12 protein-coding genes are annotated in these 16,547 nt (G+C 30.0%); 10 read left to right on the top strand and 2 right to left on the bottom strand.

Annotation, left to right across the window (positions count from 1 at the left end):
- The first annotated feature begins 228 nt into the window (after positions 1-228).
- The 8 genes from BUA48_RS00570 to purD all read left to right on the top strand — a co-directional run bounded on the left by BUA48_RS00570 (position 229) and on the right by purD (position 12,543).
- Entirely contained in the window at positions 229-4,002 is a 3,774-nt protein-coding gene (locus BUA48_RS00570) for a phosphoribosylformylglycinamidine synthase (protein ID WP_072828974.1), read from the top strand.
- Between the two features lie 607 nt (positions 4,003-4,609).
- A complete protein-coding gene (gene purE / locus BUA48_RS00575) occupies positions 4,610-5,089 on the top strand; it encodes a 5-(carboxyamino)imidazole ribonucleotide mutase (RefSeq protein ID WP_072828977.1) in 480 nt (159 codons plus the stop codon).
- Entirely contained in the window at positions 5,089-5,796 is a 708-nt protein-coding gene (purC, locus tag BUA48_RS00580; protein WP_072828979.1) for a phosphoribosylaminoimidazolesuccinocarboxamide synthase, read from the top strand. The genes purE and purC overlap by 1 nt, the downstream gene beginning before the upstream one ends.
- A 550-nt stretch (positions 5,797-6,346) precedes the next feature.
- Positions 6,347-7,786, top strand: a complete 1,440-nt coding sequence (gene purF, locus BUA48_RS00585; protein ID WP_072828983.1) for an amidophosphoribosyltransferase — start codon at positions 6,347-6,349, stop codon at positions 7,784-7,786.
- A 31-nt stretch (positions 7,787-7,817) separates the two neighbouring features.
- Complete coding sequence (purM, locus tag BUA48_RS00590; RefSeq protein WP_072828985.1) at positions 7,818-8,816, top strand: phosphoribosylformylglycinamidine cyclo-ligase; 999 nt, start codon at positions 7,818-7,820, stop codon at positions 8,814-8,816.
- Positions 8,804-9,415, top strand: a complete 612-nt coding sequence (purN, locus tag BUA48_RS00595) for a phosphoribosylglycinamide formyltransferase (protein ID WP_072828988.1) — start codon at positions 8,804-8,806, stop codon at positions 9,413-9,415. Before purM ends, purN begins: the two co-directional genes overlap by 13 nt.
- Positions 9,416-9,431: 16 nt before the next feature.
- On the top strand, positions 9,432-10,931 hold the full coding sequence (gene purH, locus BUA48_RS00600; RefSeq protein WP_072828991.1) for a bifunctional phosphoribosylaminoimidazolecarboxamide formyltransferase/IMP cyclohydrolase: 1,500 nt from the start codon (positions 9,432-9,434) through the stop codon (positions 10,929-10,931).
- Between the two features lie 361 nt (positions 10,932-11,292).
- Positions 11,293-12,543 (top strand): phosphoribosylamine--glycine ligase, encoded by a 1,251-nt coding sequence (gene purD, locus BUA48_RS00605; protein WP_072828994.1) that lies wholly within the window; start codon positions 11,293-11,295, stop codon positions 12,541-12,543.
- 366 nt (positions 12,544-12,909) lie between these two features.
- Here purD and BUA48_RS00610 read toward each other — a convergent pair whose 3' ends face one another.
- Entirely contained in the window at positions 12,910-13,212 is a 303-nt protein-coding gene (locus BUA48_RS00610) for a hypothetical protein (RefSeq protein WP_072828997.1), read from the bottom strand.
- 335 nt (positions 13,213-13,547) lie between these two features.
- Here BUA48_RS00610 and BUA48_RS00615 point away from each other — a divergent pair, with 335 nt between their 5' ends.
- Positions 13,548-14,090: a GNAT family N-acetyltransferase gene (locus BUA48_RS00615; RefSeq protein WP_072829000.1), complete on the top strand. Its 543-nt coding sequence runs from the start codon at positions 13,548-13,550 to the stop codon at positions 14,088-14,090.
- A gap of 686 nt (positions 14,091-14,776) precedes the next feature.
- Complete coding sequence (locus BUA48_RS00620) at positions 14,777-15,049, top strand: ATP cone domain-containing protein (RefSeq protein ID WP_072829003.1); 273 nt, start codon at positions 14,777-14,779, stop codon at positions 15,047-15,049.
- 286 nt (positions 15,050-15,335) lie between these two features.
- On the opposite strand, the gene BUA48_RS00625 is transcribed toward BUA48_RS00620, so the two are convergent.
- Positions 15,336-15,965 carry a Type 1 glutamine amidotransferase-like domain-containing protein gene (locus tag BUA48_RS00625; RefSeq protein ID WP_072829006.1) on the bottom strand — a complete coding sequence of 210 codons (630 nt, stop codon included), beginning with the start codon at positions 15,963-15,965 and terminating at the stop codon, positions 15,336-15,338.
- Between the last annotated feature and the right edge of the window lie 582 nt (positions 15,966-16,547).

The following is a 16,547-nucleotide window of genomic DNA, read 5'->3' on the forward strand; positions in this document are numbered from 1 at the left end:
ATATTTAAAGGGGTAATTGTAATAAAGGGAATATTTAAGTAAGCTGTGTTATGGTGATTAATTTCACTTTAGCACAGCTTTTTATTTTGCTTTTGAAAACTTTTTTGAAAAAAGTAGAAATACCCTTTGAAATTATTAGAAAATTCATCTATAATAAAAATATCGAACGATTTAAAATTACAGTTAAAAAACATTCGCAATATTTTTTAGAATACAAGGGGGATAACCATGGATAATAAAATTTTCAGGGTCTACGTAGAAAAAAAGGCGAACTTTAATATAGAAGGGGAAAGCCTGCACTTTGACTTAAACAATAACTTAGGTGTTAAATCTATAAGCGGTATAAGAATAATAAACAGATATGACATATGTGGTATCGACGATAAGGAATATGAGTTAGTTAAGACAAACATATTATCTGAAAAGGTAGTAGATAAGGTATATGAAGAGCTTTTAATGGATAAAGACGAGGTGTGTTTTGCAGTAGAGTTTTTACCAGGACAATATGATCAAAGAGCGGATTCAGCATCTCAATGTATTCAAATCTTAACTCAAAAAGAAGGTATTGAGGTAAAAAACAGTAAAGTTGTTGTTTTAAAAGGTAATGTTACTGAAGAAGAGCTAGCTAAGATAAAAGCTTACTTTATTAACAGTGTAGATTCAAGAGAAGCTACTATGGAAGAATTAACAACAATGCAAGATGAAAATGTGACACCTGAAAATATAAAATTCATAGAAGGATTTATAGATTTTACAGAATTAGAGTTACAAGAGTTTTTAAAATCTCAAGGGTTTGCAATGAGTTTAGAGGATATAAAACTTTGCCAAAACTATTTTAAAGAAAAAGAAAATAGAAATCCAAGTGAAACAGAACTAAAGGTAATTGATACTTATTGGTCTGACCACTGTAGACATACAACATTTAATACTGTTATAAGTAAAGTAGATTTTGAAGATGGAGAATTAACTAAGGCTATAGCAGAAAGCTACGAAGATTACTTAAATGACAGAAAAGAAATTTATGTAAATAAGCATAAGAATTTATGTTTAATGGACATAGCTGTTATGGGAATGAAAAAGCTTAAAAAAGAAGGAAAGTTAGACAACTTAGATCAATCAGAGGAAATAAATGCTTGTAGTATAGTTGTTGAAGCTGAAGTTAATGGAAAAAATGAAAAGTGGCTTGTAATGTTTAAAAATGAAACGCACAACCACCCAACTGAAATAGAGCCTTTTGGAGGAGCTTCAACTTGTTTAGGAGGAGCTATTAGAGATCCATTATCAGGAAGATCTTATGTTTACCAAGCTATGAGAGTAACTGGAAGTGGTGATCCAAGAACAGCTTTAGAAAACACCTTAAAGGGAAAACTTGCTCAAAGAAAGATAACTAAAGAAGCTGCTAGAGGATACAGTAGTTATGGTAACCAAATAGGTTTAGCTGCTGGTCAAATAACAGAAGTATATCATGAAGGTTATGTTGCTAAGAGAATGGAAGTAGGAGCTGTTATAGCTGCTGCACCTTTTGAAAATGTTATAAGAAAATCACCAGAAGAAGGAGATATGATTGTACTTCTTGGTGGAAGAACAGGTAGAGACGGATGCGGTGGTGCATCAGGTTCATCTAAGGAGCACACAGAAGCTTCATTAACATCTTGTGGTGCTGAGGTACAAAAGGGTAATGCTCCAACAGAAAGAAAGATTCAAAGATTATTCAGAAATGGAGAAGTTACTAGATTAATAAAAAGATGTAATGACTTCGGTGCAGGTGGAGTATCTGTTGCTATAGGAGAACTTGCTGATGGACTTTCTATTAATTTAGATTTAGTTCCTAAGAAATATGAAGGTTTAGATGGAACAGAAATATCTATATCTGAATCACAAGAAAGAATGGCTGTTGTTTTAGATAAAGAAAATGTAGAGAAATTTATAAAGTTTGCTGATGAAGAAAACTTAGAAGCTGTAGTTGTAGCTGAAGTTACTTCTGATAGAAGAATGAAAATGAGTTGGAGAGGAGCAACAATAGTAGATTTAAGTAGAGATTTCTTAGATACTAATGGAGCTACTCAATATATAGATGTAAAAATAACTTCACCAAAGGCTGAGTCTTTCTTCAATAATACTTTAGCTTGCGGAAAAAATGTAAAAGATGTATTCTTAAATACTTTAAGTGATTTAAATGTATGTTCTCAAAAGGGATTAGTTGAAATGTTTGATAGTTCTGTTGGAAGAGGAACTATACTTATGCCTTTTGGTGGTAAGAATCAATTAACACCAATTGAAGCTATGGCTGCAAAACTTCCAGTATTACATGGTGAAACAACTACAGGTACTTTAATGTCTTATGGATTTAATCCATATATAAGTTCTTGGAGTCCATACCATGGAGCTATTTATGCTGTAGTTGAGTCTTTAGCTAAAATAGTAGCTACAGGCGGAGATTACAAAGAAGCTAGACTAAGTTTCCAAGAATACTTTGAGAAGCTTGGTAAAGATAGTGAGAAATGGGGTAAACCTTTAGCTGCATTATTAGGTTCATTAACAGCTCAAAAGGAATTTGGAACAGCTGCAATAGGTGGTAAGGATAGTATGTCAGGTACTTTCAAGGACTTAACAGTTCCACCAACATTAATTTCTTTTGCAGTATCACCAGTTCATGTTGATAATGTTACTTCACCAGAATTCAAGGCTGTGGGAAGTAAGGTTGTTGAATTAAGAGGAAGCAGAGATGCAAGAGAAGTAGTTAATTTTGAAGAAGTTAGATCTATATTTGAAAAGGTTCATGAGCTTATTAAAGCTGGAAAAGTCTTAGCAGTACACAGCATTAATAAGGGTGGTATAGTAGAAGCTATATCTAAGATGGCTGTAGGAAACTTCATAGGATTTAACTTTGAAAATATTACAGAAGCTGACTTAATGGCTCCTAACTATGGAAATATGATTTTAGAATTAAAAGAAAATGTTAATATAGAAGAAGAGTTCCAAGGAATCAATGTAAGAGTGCTTGGAGAAACTATTAAAGAAGAAGTTATAAAGGTAAATGGAGAAATTATAGCTTTAGAAGAAATGGTTAAAGTATTTAAGGCACCATTAGAAAGCATATTCCAAACAGAATATAAAAATAAAGAAGAAAGTGGAATTATAGTACCTAAATTTGAAATAGAAAATGAAGTTGCTATGACTAAATCACCAGTTATAAAAATAGCAAAACCTAAGGTATTAATACCAGTATTCCCAGGAACAAACTGTGAGTACGATTCTAAACTTGCTTTTGAAGCAGCAGGGGCAGAGGCTCAAACTTTAGTATTTAGAAACTTAAGTGCTAAGGCTATAGAAGAATCTATAGAAGCTATGGTTAAAGCTATTGATGATTCACAAATGATCATGATTCCAGGTGGATTTAGTGCTGGAGATGAGCCAGATGGATCAGGTAAATTTATAGCTACTGCCTTTAGAAATGAAAGAATTAAAGAGGCTGTTATGAATCTACTTAAGAATAGAGATGGATTAATGTTAGGTGTTTGTAATGGATTCCAAGCTTTAATTAAATTAGGCTTAGTACCTTATGGAGAAATAAGAGACTTAGATGAAACTTCGCCTACATTAACTAACAATAAAATAGGAAGACATATATCTTGTATGGTAAATACTAAGGTTGTAAATAATAATTCACCATGGTTCTCAGAATGTAAAGAAGGAGAAATCCACACAATTCCAGTATCACATGGAGAAGGAAGATTCTACGCTGAGAAAGAGATTGCTGAACAATTATTTAAAAATGGTCAAGTTGCAACTCAATATGTAGACCTACAAGGAAACCCTACTTTAGATGTTAAATTCAATCCAAATGGATCTATTTGTGCAATAGAAGGTATAACTAGTCCAGATGGAAGAGTTTTAGGTAAAATGGGTCACTCAGAAAGAGTGAATAATGGATTGTTTAAAAATGTAATTGGGGAGCATGAGCAAAAGATATTCTTATCAGGAGTTAAATACTTTAAGTAGGTATGTAAGCTTTAAGTAGCTTTGCTTATTTATGTATATGTTGCTTTTAAGCACCTAATTAAATATAAAAATCACAATGAAGCTAATTAGTTTTGTTGTGAAATAACAAATATGACTTTTAATTAATTGAAGGTGAAAACTTTTAATTTAATATAAAAGTATAAAAGACTTCTTACAATTAATTTCTATGTAGAAAGGCCATGCATATGTAAAGTGTAAACTTTAAACATTGCATGGTCTTCTTTTTAAAATTTCAAATTGCAATTCAATATTTAAGTTTAATTATAGTTAATTTATATAAAATATCGAAAAAAACGTATATACACGTACAAAAACAGTAAAATCTAGTCAAAAGTTTGTATAATTATTCAAAAAAGAAATGTTCGTGTTTTTAAAAGCTAAATATGAGTTAAAAGCCTTAAAATATAAAAGTTTACTGTTAAACTCTATGAATAAAATGTTAAGTAAATAAAAAATACGAACATTAAAATAAAAAATATCGAAAATATATTGACTTATAAAAAAACCAGTGTTAAGATGAAAATGTAAATTAAAGAAATCAATACAAAAACATATATAACTATATTTTTATGGGGAGGAAATTTTCATGAAGGTAGCAATCATATTTGGAAGTAAATCTGATACAGAAGTAATGAAGAATGCTGCAAAAGCTTTAAAAGAATTGGGGATAGAATATAAGGCTTATGTACTTTCAGCACACAGAGTACCAGAAAGATTATCAGAGGTTATTGTTGAATTAGAAAACACTGGATTTGAGTGCATCATTGCAGGAGCAGGACTTGCAGCTCACTTACCAGGAGTTATCGCTTCACAAACAGTATTACCAGTAATAGGTGTTCCAATTAAGGGAGCATTAGAAGGAATGGATTCATTATTATCAATAGTTCAAATGCCGAAAGCAATCCCAGTTGCAACAGTTGGTATAAACAACAGTTATAATGCAGGAATGCTTGCAGCACAAATTTTGGCTGTCAAATATCCAGAAGTAAGAGAGAATTTACTTGCTTACAGAAAGAATATGAAAGAAAACTTTATTAAAGAAAGTGATATGGGGGTTGAGCTATAATGGAAAATTTAAAACCAATGTATGAAGGAAAAGCTAAAAAAATATTCGCTACTGAAAATGAAGATGAAGTATTACTATACTACAAAGATGATGCAACAGCATTTAACGGAGCTAAAAAAGCTTCAATAGCATCAAAAGGAATTTTAAATAACACTATTACTTCAATGATATTTGAAATGCTTGCTGAGAAGGGTATTAAATCTCACTTTGTAAGAAAAATAAGTGATAGAGAGCAAATCTGTAAAAAGGTTGAAATAGTTCCTCTAGAAGTTATAGTTAGAAACGTTGCAGCAGGTAGCATGGCTAAAAGATATGGTTTAGAAGAAGGAACTGAATTAAAAACAACAGTTTTAGAAATCAGTTACAAAAATGATGATTTAGGAGATCCTTTAATGAACGATTATCATGCAGTAGCTATGGGATTAACTACTTTTGAAGAGTTAAACGGAATATATGAACAAGCTAGCAAGATAAACGAAATATTAAAAGAGTTCTTCTTAAAACAAAATATCAGAATAATAGATTTCAAATTAGAATTTGGTAGAACACCAAGCGGAGAAGTTATATTAGCTGATGAGATTTCTCCTGATACATGCAGATTATGGGATATGACAACTGGAGAAAAACTTGATAAAGACAGATTCAGAAGAGAACTTGGGGATTTAGTTGAAGGGTACACTGAAATATTAAATAGACTTCAAAAGTAATTATTTAAAGTTTAAGTGTTTATATAAAAGTTGAATGTTTATTAGGTCAAAAACATTATAAAGCATTTAGGGTTATTAACTTATAAAGTTTGTTGATTTTAAGGTCAACAAAAGGCACAAGGGTAAAGTAGTAGTAAGAGAAGAAATTATTACTACTTTACTTAATCTTAAATTTCACTTCTTCAGGGCAAATATATTGGTAGATAAAAGAAGACTATATATTATAAATTGGAATTTGAAAAGATAAATTAAGAGATTTAAGAGATGAGTATAGATTGGTATAGTTACAGGTTATATGTAATAATAAGTGGAAATTGGCACAAATGAGGAATATAATTAAGAAGGGAATCTTACATTATAAATTAAAAGAGAAAGAAAAGTTGCAATAAAAGTTTGAAAGTATTTTATAAGGTGAAAAGTCAAAATATTTTCATTATAAAGATAAAATACGTTGCAAAAATAATAATAGAATTATCTTGTGAAATTAAATTTGAAAATAATTAATGTTGAGATAGATTAACAAAGTACTACTAACTGGGGGTTAGATTTAATGTTGAATTGTAAAAAGCCTTGCTTAAAAAACAGATATGAGACTTTTGATCCGGATAAGTTCCATGATGAATGTGGAGTTTACGGAGTGTATTCAAGTAAAGAAGATAATTTAGACGTTGGAGCATTATCATATTACGGATTGTTTGCACTTCAACATAGGGGACAAGAAAGTGCTGGAATAACTGTATCTACAGAAGAAGGATTAAAATGCCATAAAGATATGGGTTTAGTAACAGATATTTTCGGTAAAAAGGTTCTAGAAACTTTAAAAGGAAAAGCAGCAATAGGACATGTTAGATATTCTACAGCTGGAGAAAGTACAGCTGTTAATTCACAACCACTTGTAGGAGCATGTAAGCTAGGAGGCCTTTCAATAGCGCATAATGGAAATATAGTTAATGCAGATGTTATGAAAGAAATCTTAGAAGATACTGGATGTATATTCCATACTACAATAGATTCAGAGGTTGTTTTAAATCTTATAGCTAGAAGTGCAGCTAAAGGAATGAGAAGAGCCGTAGTTGATACAATTCAAGCTATGAAGGGTTCTTATGGAATGGTTATATTAACAGAGAATGAGCTTATAGCAATAAGAGATCCTCATGGAATCAGACCATTATGTCTTGGAAAGATAAAAAACAGTTATGTTGTAGCATCAGAAAGTTGTGCTTTAGATGCAACAGGAGCAGAGTTTGTTCGTGATGTAGAACCAGGAGAAATCCTAATTATAAATGACAATGGAGTAGAGTCTTTAAGCTTTGCAGAGAAAAGTGAAAGAGCAACGTGTTCCTTTGAATATGTTTACTTTGCAAGACCAGATACTACTATGGATGGAATAAATGTAAATAGCTCAAGAATAGAAGCAGGAAAGAAATTATTTGAAGAGTGTCCTGTGGAAGCTGACTTAGTTGTTGGAGTTCCAGATTCAGGTTTATCTTCAGCAGTAGGTTATTCTAAGGCTTCAGGTATTCCATTTGAAATAGGACTTATGAAAAATAAATATGTTGCTAGAACATTTATAGCACCAACTCAAGAACTTAGAGAAAGAGCAGTTTCACTAAAGTTAACAGCTTTAAGAGATATAATCGAAGGAAAGAGAATTATATTAATTGATGACTCTATAGTTAGAGGAACAACAAGTAAAAGACTAGTAACTTTATTAAGACAAGCAGGGGCTAAAGAAGTTCATTTTAGATCAAGTTCACCAGTAGTTAAATATCCATGTTATTTTGGAATAGATACAGCTTATAGAGATGAACTTATAGGAGCTAACTTAGATGTTAACGAAATAGCTAAAGAGATAGGAGCAGATAGTCTAGGGTACTTAAGCATTGAAGGTTTACTAGATTGCTTAGGAAAGAAACAAGGGTTCTGTTTAGGATGTTTCAATGGGTTTTACCCAATTTCAGCACCTGTAAAGGTATCAAGCGAAAAGTAATATTTTAAAAATAAATAAGGTGGTATGAGAAATGATAACATATAAAGAAGCTGGGGTTAATATAGAAGAAGGATACAAAGCAGTAAGCTTAATAAAAGAGCATACAGCTAAAACTTTCACAGAGGGTGTTTTAAATGGCATTGGAAGCTTTGCTGGTATGTTTGAAATAGGAACAGGATTCAAAAATCCAGTTTTAGTATCAGGAACAGATGGAGTAGGAACAAAACTTGAAATAGCTTTCAAATTAAATAAATATGACACAGTTGGTATTGATTGTGTTGCTATGTGTGTAAATGATATTTTATGTCACGGAGCTAAACCATTATTTTTCTTAGATTATATGGCATGTGGAAAATTAGAATCTAATGTAGCAGCTGACATCGTTAAAGGTGTATCTGAAGGATGTATTCAAGCAGCCTCAGCTTTAATTGGTGGAGAAACTGCTGAAATGCCAGGTTTCTATAAAGAAGGGGAATATGATATAGCAGGTTTTGCAGTTGGTATAGTTGATAAAGAAGCTATAATCGACGGAAGCAAAATAGAAGAAGGAGATGCCTTAATAGGAATAGCTTCTTCTGGTGTTCACAGTAATGGATATTCTTTAGTAAGAAAGCTAGTTACTAACTTAGATGAGAAATTTGGTGATACTACAATAGGTGAAGCTTTATTAACACCAACTAAGATATATGTTAAACCAATACTTAACTTACTTGATAAATTTGAAATAAGAGGCATGGCTCACGTAACTGGTGGAGGTTTCTATGAAAACATTCCAAGAATGTTCAAACATGAGCAAGTAGCTGTTATAAATAAAAGTAGTTATGAGTTACCAGAAATATTCAAATACCTTATGAACAAAGGCGTTGATGAGGATCACATGTACAATACTTACAACATGGGTGTTGGATTCGTATTATGTGTTAAACAAGAAGATAAGATGGCAGTTATAGAAAGCTTAAATTCCATGGGAGAAAAGGCCTTTGAATTAGGTCACGTTGAAAATGGAGGAAAGGGCATATGCTTAAAATAGCCGTTTTAGTTTCTGGTGGAGGAAGTAATCTTCAATCAATTATAGATGATATAAACTCAGGAGCTTTAAATTGCACCATTGAATATGTAATAAGCGATAGAATTGGTGCTTACGGTATTGAAAGAGCTAAAAAAGCTGGTATAAAGACTATTGAATTAGATAGAAAAGAATTAAAGTCAGATTTATCTAATACCATTTTAGGACTTGTTAAAGGTAAGGTTGACTTAATTGTACTAGCTGGTTATCTTTCAATAATAAGTGGTGACATTTTAAAGGAATTTAAAAATAGAATAATAAATATTCATCCATCCCTTATACCAAGTTTCTGTGGACAGGGTATGTACGGAATAAAGGTGCATGAGGCAGTTTTAGAATATGGATGTAAAATAGCAGGATGTACAGTTCACTTAGTTGATGAGGGGACAGACACAGGAGCTATAATAATTCAAAAGGTAGTGGAAGTAAAAGAAGATGATAGCAGTGAAGTACTTCAAAAAAGAGTACTTGAGCAAGAGCATAAGGCTCTTCCAGAGGCTATATCATATTTTGCTGATGAGAAGATAACAATTGAAGGTAGACAAATTAAAATAAAAAAATAATTGGGGAGAGGATATTATGATAAAAAGAGCTTTAATAAGTGTTTTTGATAAGAGTAACATTTTAGAATTTGCAGCATTTTTAAGAAGCAAAGACGTAGAGATATTATCAACAGGTGGAACTTATAAATACTTAAAAGAAAATGGAATAGAAGTAGTAGAAGTTTCAGAAGTTACTAACTCAGATGAAATGTTAGATGGAAGAGTTAAAACTCTTCACCCAATTATTCACGGTGGAATTCTAGCTATAAGAGACAACGAAGACCACATGAAACAATTAGAAGAAAGAAATATAACTACAATAGATATGGTTATAGTTAATTTATATCCATTCTTTGAAAAGGTTAAAGAAGATTTAAGCTTTGAAGAGAAGGTAGAGTTTATAGATATCGGTGGTCCTACAATGTTAAGATCAGCAGCTAAAAACTTTAAGGATGTATTAGTTATAACAAATACTTCTGATTATGAAGTAGTAAAAAATCAATTAGAAGAAAATGGCGAAGTTGATTTTGCAACAAGAAGAAGCTTTGCAGGAAAAGTATTTAACTTAACTTCAGCGTATGATGCTGCTATTTCTAACTTCTTATTAGAAGAAGAATATCCAGAGTATTTATCAGTATCATATAAGAAAATGGATACATTAAGATATGGTGAGAACCCACATCAAAGTGCAGCTGTATATGTTAATACACTAGGCACTGGAATGATGAATAATATAAAACAACTTCATGGTAAACAATTATCATACAATAACATAAAAGATATGGATATAGCATGGAAAGTTGTTTGTGACTTTGAAGAAGTTGCTTGTTGCGGATTAAAACACAATACACCATGTGGAGTGGCAATAGGAGAAACAGTTAGTGAAGTTTATACTAAAGCCTTCTCATGTGACCCAGTTTCAATATTTGGTGGTATAGTTGCTTTCAACAGACCAGTTGATGCTGAGGCTGCACAAGAGTTAAGCAAGACTTTCTTAGAAATCATAATAGCTCCAGGCTTCACAAAGGAAGCTTTAGAAATTCTTTGTCAGAAGAAAAATCTAAGACTTATAGAATGTGATTACAAAGCTTCTGATGAAAAAGAAATGGTAACAGTTGATGGTTCTATTTTAGTTCAAGACAGCGATAGAACACTTTTAGAAGATGTTAAGGTAGTTACAGAAAAAGCTCCAACAGAACAAGAAATGAAAGATTTAATCTTCGGTATGAAGGTTGTTAAATATGTTAAATCTAATGCTATAGTAGTTGTTAAAGACGGTATGGCTAAGGGAATTGGTGGTGGCCAAGTTAATAGAATTTGGGCAACAGCTCATGCTTTAGATAGAGCTGGAGATGGTGTAGTACTTGCATCAGATGCATTCTTCCCATTTAGAGATTGTGTTGATGAAGCACACAAATACAATATAAAAGCAATAATTCAACCAGGTGGATCTTTAAGAGACCAAGAATCTATAGATGCATGTAACGAACATGGAATGTCTATGGTACTTACAGGGATAAGACACTTCAAACACTAATTTGAATGTTTTATATAAATATTTATAATTTCTTTACACAATTAAAAAAACCTTACTCAAAACCAAGTGTGTGTTTAGTCCTTATTCCTACGGGGGTAGGGACTAAACTATTATAAGATAAGATTCGAGAAAAAGTAATTATAAACGGTATTGAAAGCTTAGGATTATGAAATAAAAATAATCTTAGTTAATTTAAAATAAAAGGGAATGAAAAATAATCTTAGTTAATTTAAAACACATGGGTAAAAGAGTTAATAGAAATAAAATATTATAATAAATTAAGGATATAATATGGCATAAGTTTATATAAAAAGAAGATAAAATCTAATACTAGATTATGTTTAACGGGGGAAATAGGACTATGAAAATATTATTAGTAGGTTCAGGCGGAAGAGAGCATGCTATAGCGTGGAAATTAGCACAAAACAGTAAGGTGGAGAAAATATACTGTGCACCAGGAAATGGTGGAACGGCTTTAGAAGATAAATGTGAAAATGTAAAGATATCAGGCAATGAAAATTTACTTCAATTTGCTAAGGAAAACAACATAGATTTAACTGTAGTAGGGCCAGAAAATCCATTATGTGAAGGAATAGTAGATTTATTTAAAGAATCTAACTTAAAGATTTTTGGACCAGATAAGAAGGCAGCAATGCTTGAAGGAAGTAAATCCTTCTCTAAGGATTTCATGAAGAAATACGGCGTAAAAACAGCAGAATATGGAGTGTTCTCTAATAAAGAGGAAGCTATTAAATATGTAGAAAACTGTGAAATACCAGTTGTAATAAAAGCAGATGGACTTGCAGCAGGAAAAGGCGTTGTAATATGTGAAAGCAAGGAAGAAGCTATAAGCACTTTAGAAGACTTTATGAGTAAAGACATATTTAAGGGTGCTGGTCAAAGAGTTGTAATAGAAGAATTCTTAGAGGGTGTTGAGGCTTCTATTTTATCAATAACAGATGGAAAGGTAGTACTTCCCTTTGTATCTTCTAAGGATCATAAGCAAATATTTGATGGCAATAAAGGTGCAAATACAGGTGGTATGGGAACAATAGCACCAAACCCATATTGTACTGAAGAAGTATTAAAAGCCTTCGAAGCAGATATAATGAAGCCAACATTAAAGGGAATCCAAGAAGAAGACATGGATTTTAAGGGAATAATTTTCTTTGGATTAATGATTTGTAAAAAAGGCGTATATCTACTAGAATACAATGTAAGAATGGGAGATCCTGAAACAGAGGTTGTACTTCCTTTAATGGAAAGTGATTTCTTAGAATTAATAGAAGCAGCTATAGAAGAAAATCTAAGCAGCAAAGAAGTTAAGTTCAAAAATGCTAGTGCATGTTGTATAATTGCAGCTTCAAAGGGATATCCAGGTAGCTATGAAGTAGGTTTTGAAATAACAGGTACAGAAACAGCTACAGGAAAGGTATTTTCAGCAGGAACAGAGCTTAAAGAAGGCAAACTTCTAACTAAGGGTGGAAGAGTATTAGGTGTAACTTCCATAGGAGAAAGCTTAGAAGAGGCTAGAAATTGTGCGTATAAAAATATTGAATCAATAGACTTCGAAGGAATTTACTATAGAAAAGATATTGGAGAAATAAAATAATAAGTTCGAGCACTTCTATTCCACTCAAGAATTTAATTTCTTAATAATAAGAAATAAGTGCTTTAGAGAAAATATAATTAATATAAATAGATGTATAATTTAAATCTTGAATATAAGAAATTTTAAAGGCTGTAGCACTAATAATAAACTTTATAGCATAGAGTATTTGTATTTATAATGAATTAATAAATACAAATACTCTATGTTGTACATGAATTTATTAAGGCTACAGCCTTATTTTGAGTTTAATACTTATATTTTTTACTACGATATTAGACTTCATTATAATAGATTAACTGAATTTCAGTAGTACACTATAATGTTAGTAATATAAGTTAAGCTTATTTAATGAAATCTATGATTTCTTTATGCAAATAATTGTAGTAATATTAATATAAGGATTAATACTAAGGTTATTGAAGATATTACTTTCCCTTGAGTTGCACCATGTTGATTCTTATATTTTATACTAAGGTATAAAGATAAGTATGATAATAAAACTGATAAAATGTATATAGGAAAGTGAATATCAAGATATGAAAATAAAATTTCTCCTAAATTTTTACCACCAATACAGGTGAAATATAAAGACATGGATAGCAGGGATAATATGAAGGAAAGTATTCCGAATCTTCCGAAAGTTTTTTTGTTATGATTTTTAGTTTTCATTAATGTTCCTCCAAAATATATAATAATTATATATATAAGTTCTGTTAATCTTTATCTTAATTCTATAATGAGAGGACCTCTAAATAGAATTAAGACTGTTTATTAGAACATATATACTATATAAGAATATTTATATATTTAACATCAATATATTACCATAAAAATTAAGAACTTCATAGTATATTTTAAGAAAAATCATAATTTTAAGATAAATCGAGAGAAATAAATTTGGAATATGTAAAAAAACATAATATAAGTGAAAAACAAGGAAAATAAATTTAGAATATGTAAAAACATAATATAAATAAAAATCAAGGAATAAAAGGAAGTAAAATATGGAGAATCAAAATACACTTATTTTAAAAATTCCAACAATAGAAGAGTTAGATTATCGCAAAAAAATTTTAAGTGATGAAGACACAGTGAGCTATAACATGGGATGTGAAGAATTTCAAGGATATAATCCATATACGGGATGCATTGACTTTAATGAAAGCAAGTGGAGTGATTGGTTTTTAAAATGGATTACACAGGATAAAGAAAGATATTACGCATATATAATTAAATGCCCTGAGAATATACCAGTTGGAGAAGTAGCTCTTCGTTATGATGAAATGCAAAAGGGGTATTGTGTTAGCATTATAGTTGAGCATAAATATAGGGGTAAAGGATATAGTGAAGAAGCATTAAATCTATTATTAGAAGTTGCATTTAATGAACTAAAGGCAGAGAAAGTATTTGATAATTTTCCACAAGAAAGAACTTCCGCAGAGAAAATATTTGAAAAAGTAGGATTTAAAAGAACCTCTGTAGAAATAGTAGAGTTATTGAGGGAAGATTATTATAAAAAACAAAACGCTATTCTACATAAAAATTAATTATAATAAAAATTTTTTAAAATAAATGAAAATTTAGGATAAAAATAGTATAATGTAATAAATACAGAAAAATAGAACCTATAAACACAGAAAATTATGTAAATATAGAGAGTTTTTTTGAAAACATAATATTTATAGATTCTTAATAGCTTTATTTAATAGTCGTGATGAAAATAAAGCTATGGAATATTACTTTGTTAAATACAATATAGTTGAAGGTTTTTTTGATTTAAGGGGGAGTATCTTTGACATAAAGACTATGATAGACCTAATAATATTAAAAAACTTTTGTATTTATAAAATTAATTGTCACTATACTAAAATAAAGTAGATTATTAAGGAAACTCAAGAGCTTTAGGGAAAAAATAAGTTATTTTAGAATGAATTAAGATATTATAGAGAATACTAAGTATAAAATATTTAGCAAAGTTTCTACAATAAACTATAAAAATATTTCTATAAATAACAAAGCTTCAATAGCAAAGAAAAAGGAAATTCAAGAGTATTTGTAAGAAAAATTATTTTTAATATATAGATTAAGAATAAATCTTAAGAATATTTAGAAGTGATTATTATTAAGTAAAGCTAATCTTTTTAGTAAAGTTAAATTTCAATTAAAGTATAGATTCTTAATTGAAATTTAGATATTAATGTAATTTTAAAAGAAGAAAGGATAGGTGTTTTGAATGTTAGTAGTTAAAAGAAGTGGTATGAAACAAGAATTTAATCCAGATAAGTTAGTTAGCGCTATACAGAATGCAGCAGAGGATTGTAATGAACCTCTAAATGCTTCAGATTTAGAAGTTTTAATAAGAGCTATATTAAGAAGAATTAAGAACTTAAATGTACCAGAAATAACTTCAGAAGAAATATATGAAACTATAATTGTAGAACTTACTAAAGCTAGATTTTATCATTTAGCAAAGATATATAATGAAGGTGCCTTACAAAGAAGATAAAACTCTTCTAATAAAAATAAATGATTAAAATATAAGAATCTGTTTTAAAACAGTATCTATAATAGACAGTATGGGGATGTCGCCCTAAGAATAAACCCTACAATATATTGTTTTAATTTTAAATATGAAAAACAATATACTGTATGTAAATTCTTTAATGCGACAGTCCCCTTTTAAATTGCAATACTTTAAAGTTTTTTCTCATAATCTCATTTAGAAATTATTACTATGAAAACCATTGTTCAAAACTTTATATTCTATTATGAAATATGATTTAAAAGCTATGCTATGATTTAAATATATGATGGTCGCCATATATGCGTATATCCGCATCAATTACTGCTATAAAGGACTCATCAAAAAGTCCATAAATAGTAGAATGTTGAGATGCCTCATGAATTTCCTTAAGATGATTTTCATTGGATAAATCTAAATGAGGTTCGATGTTAATATCTACAAGACCAATTCCTTCATAAACACTTAATTCGGGAATATTATCCTCTAAATCCTTTGCAAGCACAACATTTTTAGCCATATTAATAGAACCAGCACTCATACCAATGGTAATTCCCTCTCTTTCTTGTAAAGCAGGAATTAGTTCGTAATCCTTTATAGAATTAATTTGCTTAAGAGTATTTCCACCAGAAAGAAATACAATAGCTGAATTTTTTATTAGATTAAGAGCTTCTTCCTTTGAAGTTCTAGAATCAATCACATATACATCATTAAAGAAAATATTCTTATTATTAAAATTGCTTATGATAGCATTAGAATACTTATCAGATTTATAAGTATTTTCAAAATCAGAAGCAACAAATACAAAGGAACCATCATTGTAATAATAGTCTTTTATGCATTTAATAAAACTTTGAGGGAACTCACCAGAAAAACCACTTGTCAAAATAGAAACTTTCATAATGTTACTTTGCAACTCCTTTACATAAGGTTTTTTTATGACACTTAGGACAATATAAAGTTTTATAATATATACCAGAGTTAATTCCAAAAACATTTTCCTTTAAGCTTATCTCAAAGCTCTCACCACAAACTTCACATATCCATTTATAATTCTTAGTACTCCAAGACATTAAGATATAAATACCTAAAAACAACATAACCAAGGAAATTAAAAAAAATATAAGATTATACACTATACCAATGATTAAAAAAATTAAGGAGAGTAGAGACAATGTAATACCTAGGATAAATTTAGGCTTATTTTTCAATGTAACACCTTCTTTTAGAAATATTAAAGTCTCAAAGTATTTTACAATTACAAAACATACAAAGCTTGGTTATATTTAACATGCTATGGGATAAAATAAATTCTAAGTCTTAAGTAGATCCTAGAATTTATTAAAATACTATAACATAGTATTTAGTTCTCTAAACCTTGGTACTTCATAGCTAAAAAATCTAGTAGTATCATAAGGAAACAATACAATATTCCTTGTAATACTTGGTATTAATAGCTAAAAAGCTAGTAATTTTATAAGGC

It is taken from the genome of Clostridium collagenovorans DSM 3089 (assembly GCF_900130005.1).
Taxonomy (GTDB): Bacteria; Bacillota; Clostridia; order Clostridiales; family Clostridiaceae; genus Clostridium_D; species Clostridium_D collagenovorans.

Coding starts and splice junctions, on each gene's coding strand:
- BUA48_RS00610 (WP_072828997.1), bottom strand. CDS start 13,212: ATGAAAACTAAAAATCATAACAAAAAAACTTTCGGAAGATTCGGAATA.
- BUA48_RS00570 (WP_072828974.1), top strand. CDS start 229: ATGGATAATAAAATTTTCAGGGTCTACGTAGAAAAAAAGGCGAACTTT.
- BUA48_RS00615 (WP_072829000.1), top strand. CDS start 13,548: ATGGAGAATCAAAATACACTTATTTTAAAAATTCCAACAATAGAAGAG.
- purN (WP_072828988.1), top strand. CDS start 8,804: ATGCTTAAAATAGCCGTTTTAGTTTCTGGTGGAGGAAGTAATCTTCAA.
- purE (WP_072828977.1), top strand. CDS start 4,610: ATGAAGGTAGCAATCATATTTGGAAGTAAATCTGATACAGAAGTAATG.
- purC (WP_072828979.1), top strand. CDS start 5,089: ATGGAAAATTTAAAACCAATGTATGAAGGAAAAGCTAAAAAAATATTC.
- BUA48_RS00620 (WP_072829003.1), top strand. CDS start 14,777: ATGTTAGTAGTTAAAAGAAGTGGTATGAAACAAGAATTTAATCCAGAT.
- purM (WP_072828985.1), top strand. CDS start 7,818: ATGATAACATATAAAGAAGCTGGGGTTAATATAGAAGAAGGATACAAA.
- purH (WP_072828991.1), top strand. CDS start 9,432: ATGATAAAAAGAGCTTTAATAAGTGTTTTTGATAAGAGTAACATTTTA.
- purF (WP_072828983.1), top strand. CDS start 6,347: ATGTTGAATTGTAAAAAGCCTTGCTTAAAAAACAGATATGAGACTTTT.
- purD (WP_072828994.1), top strand. CDS start 11,293: ATGAAAATATTATTAGTAGGTTCAGGCGGAAGAGAGCATGCTATAGCG.
- BUA48_RS00625 (WP_072829006.1), bottom strand. CDS start 15,965: ATGAAAGTTTCTATTTTGACAAGTGGTTTTTCTGGTGAGTTCCCTCAA.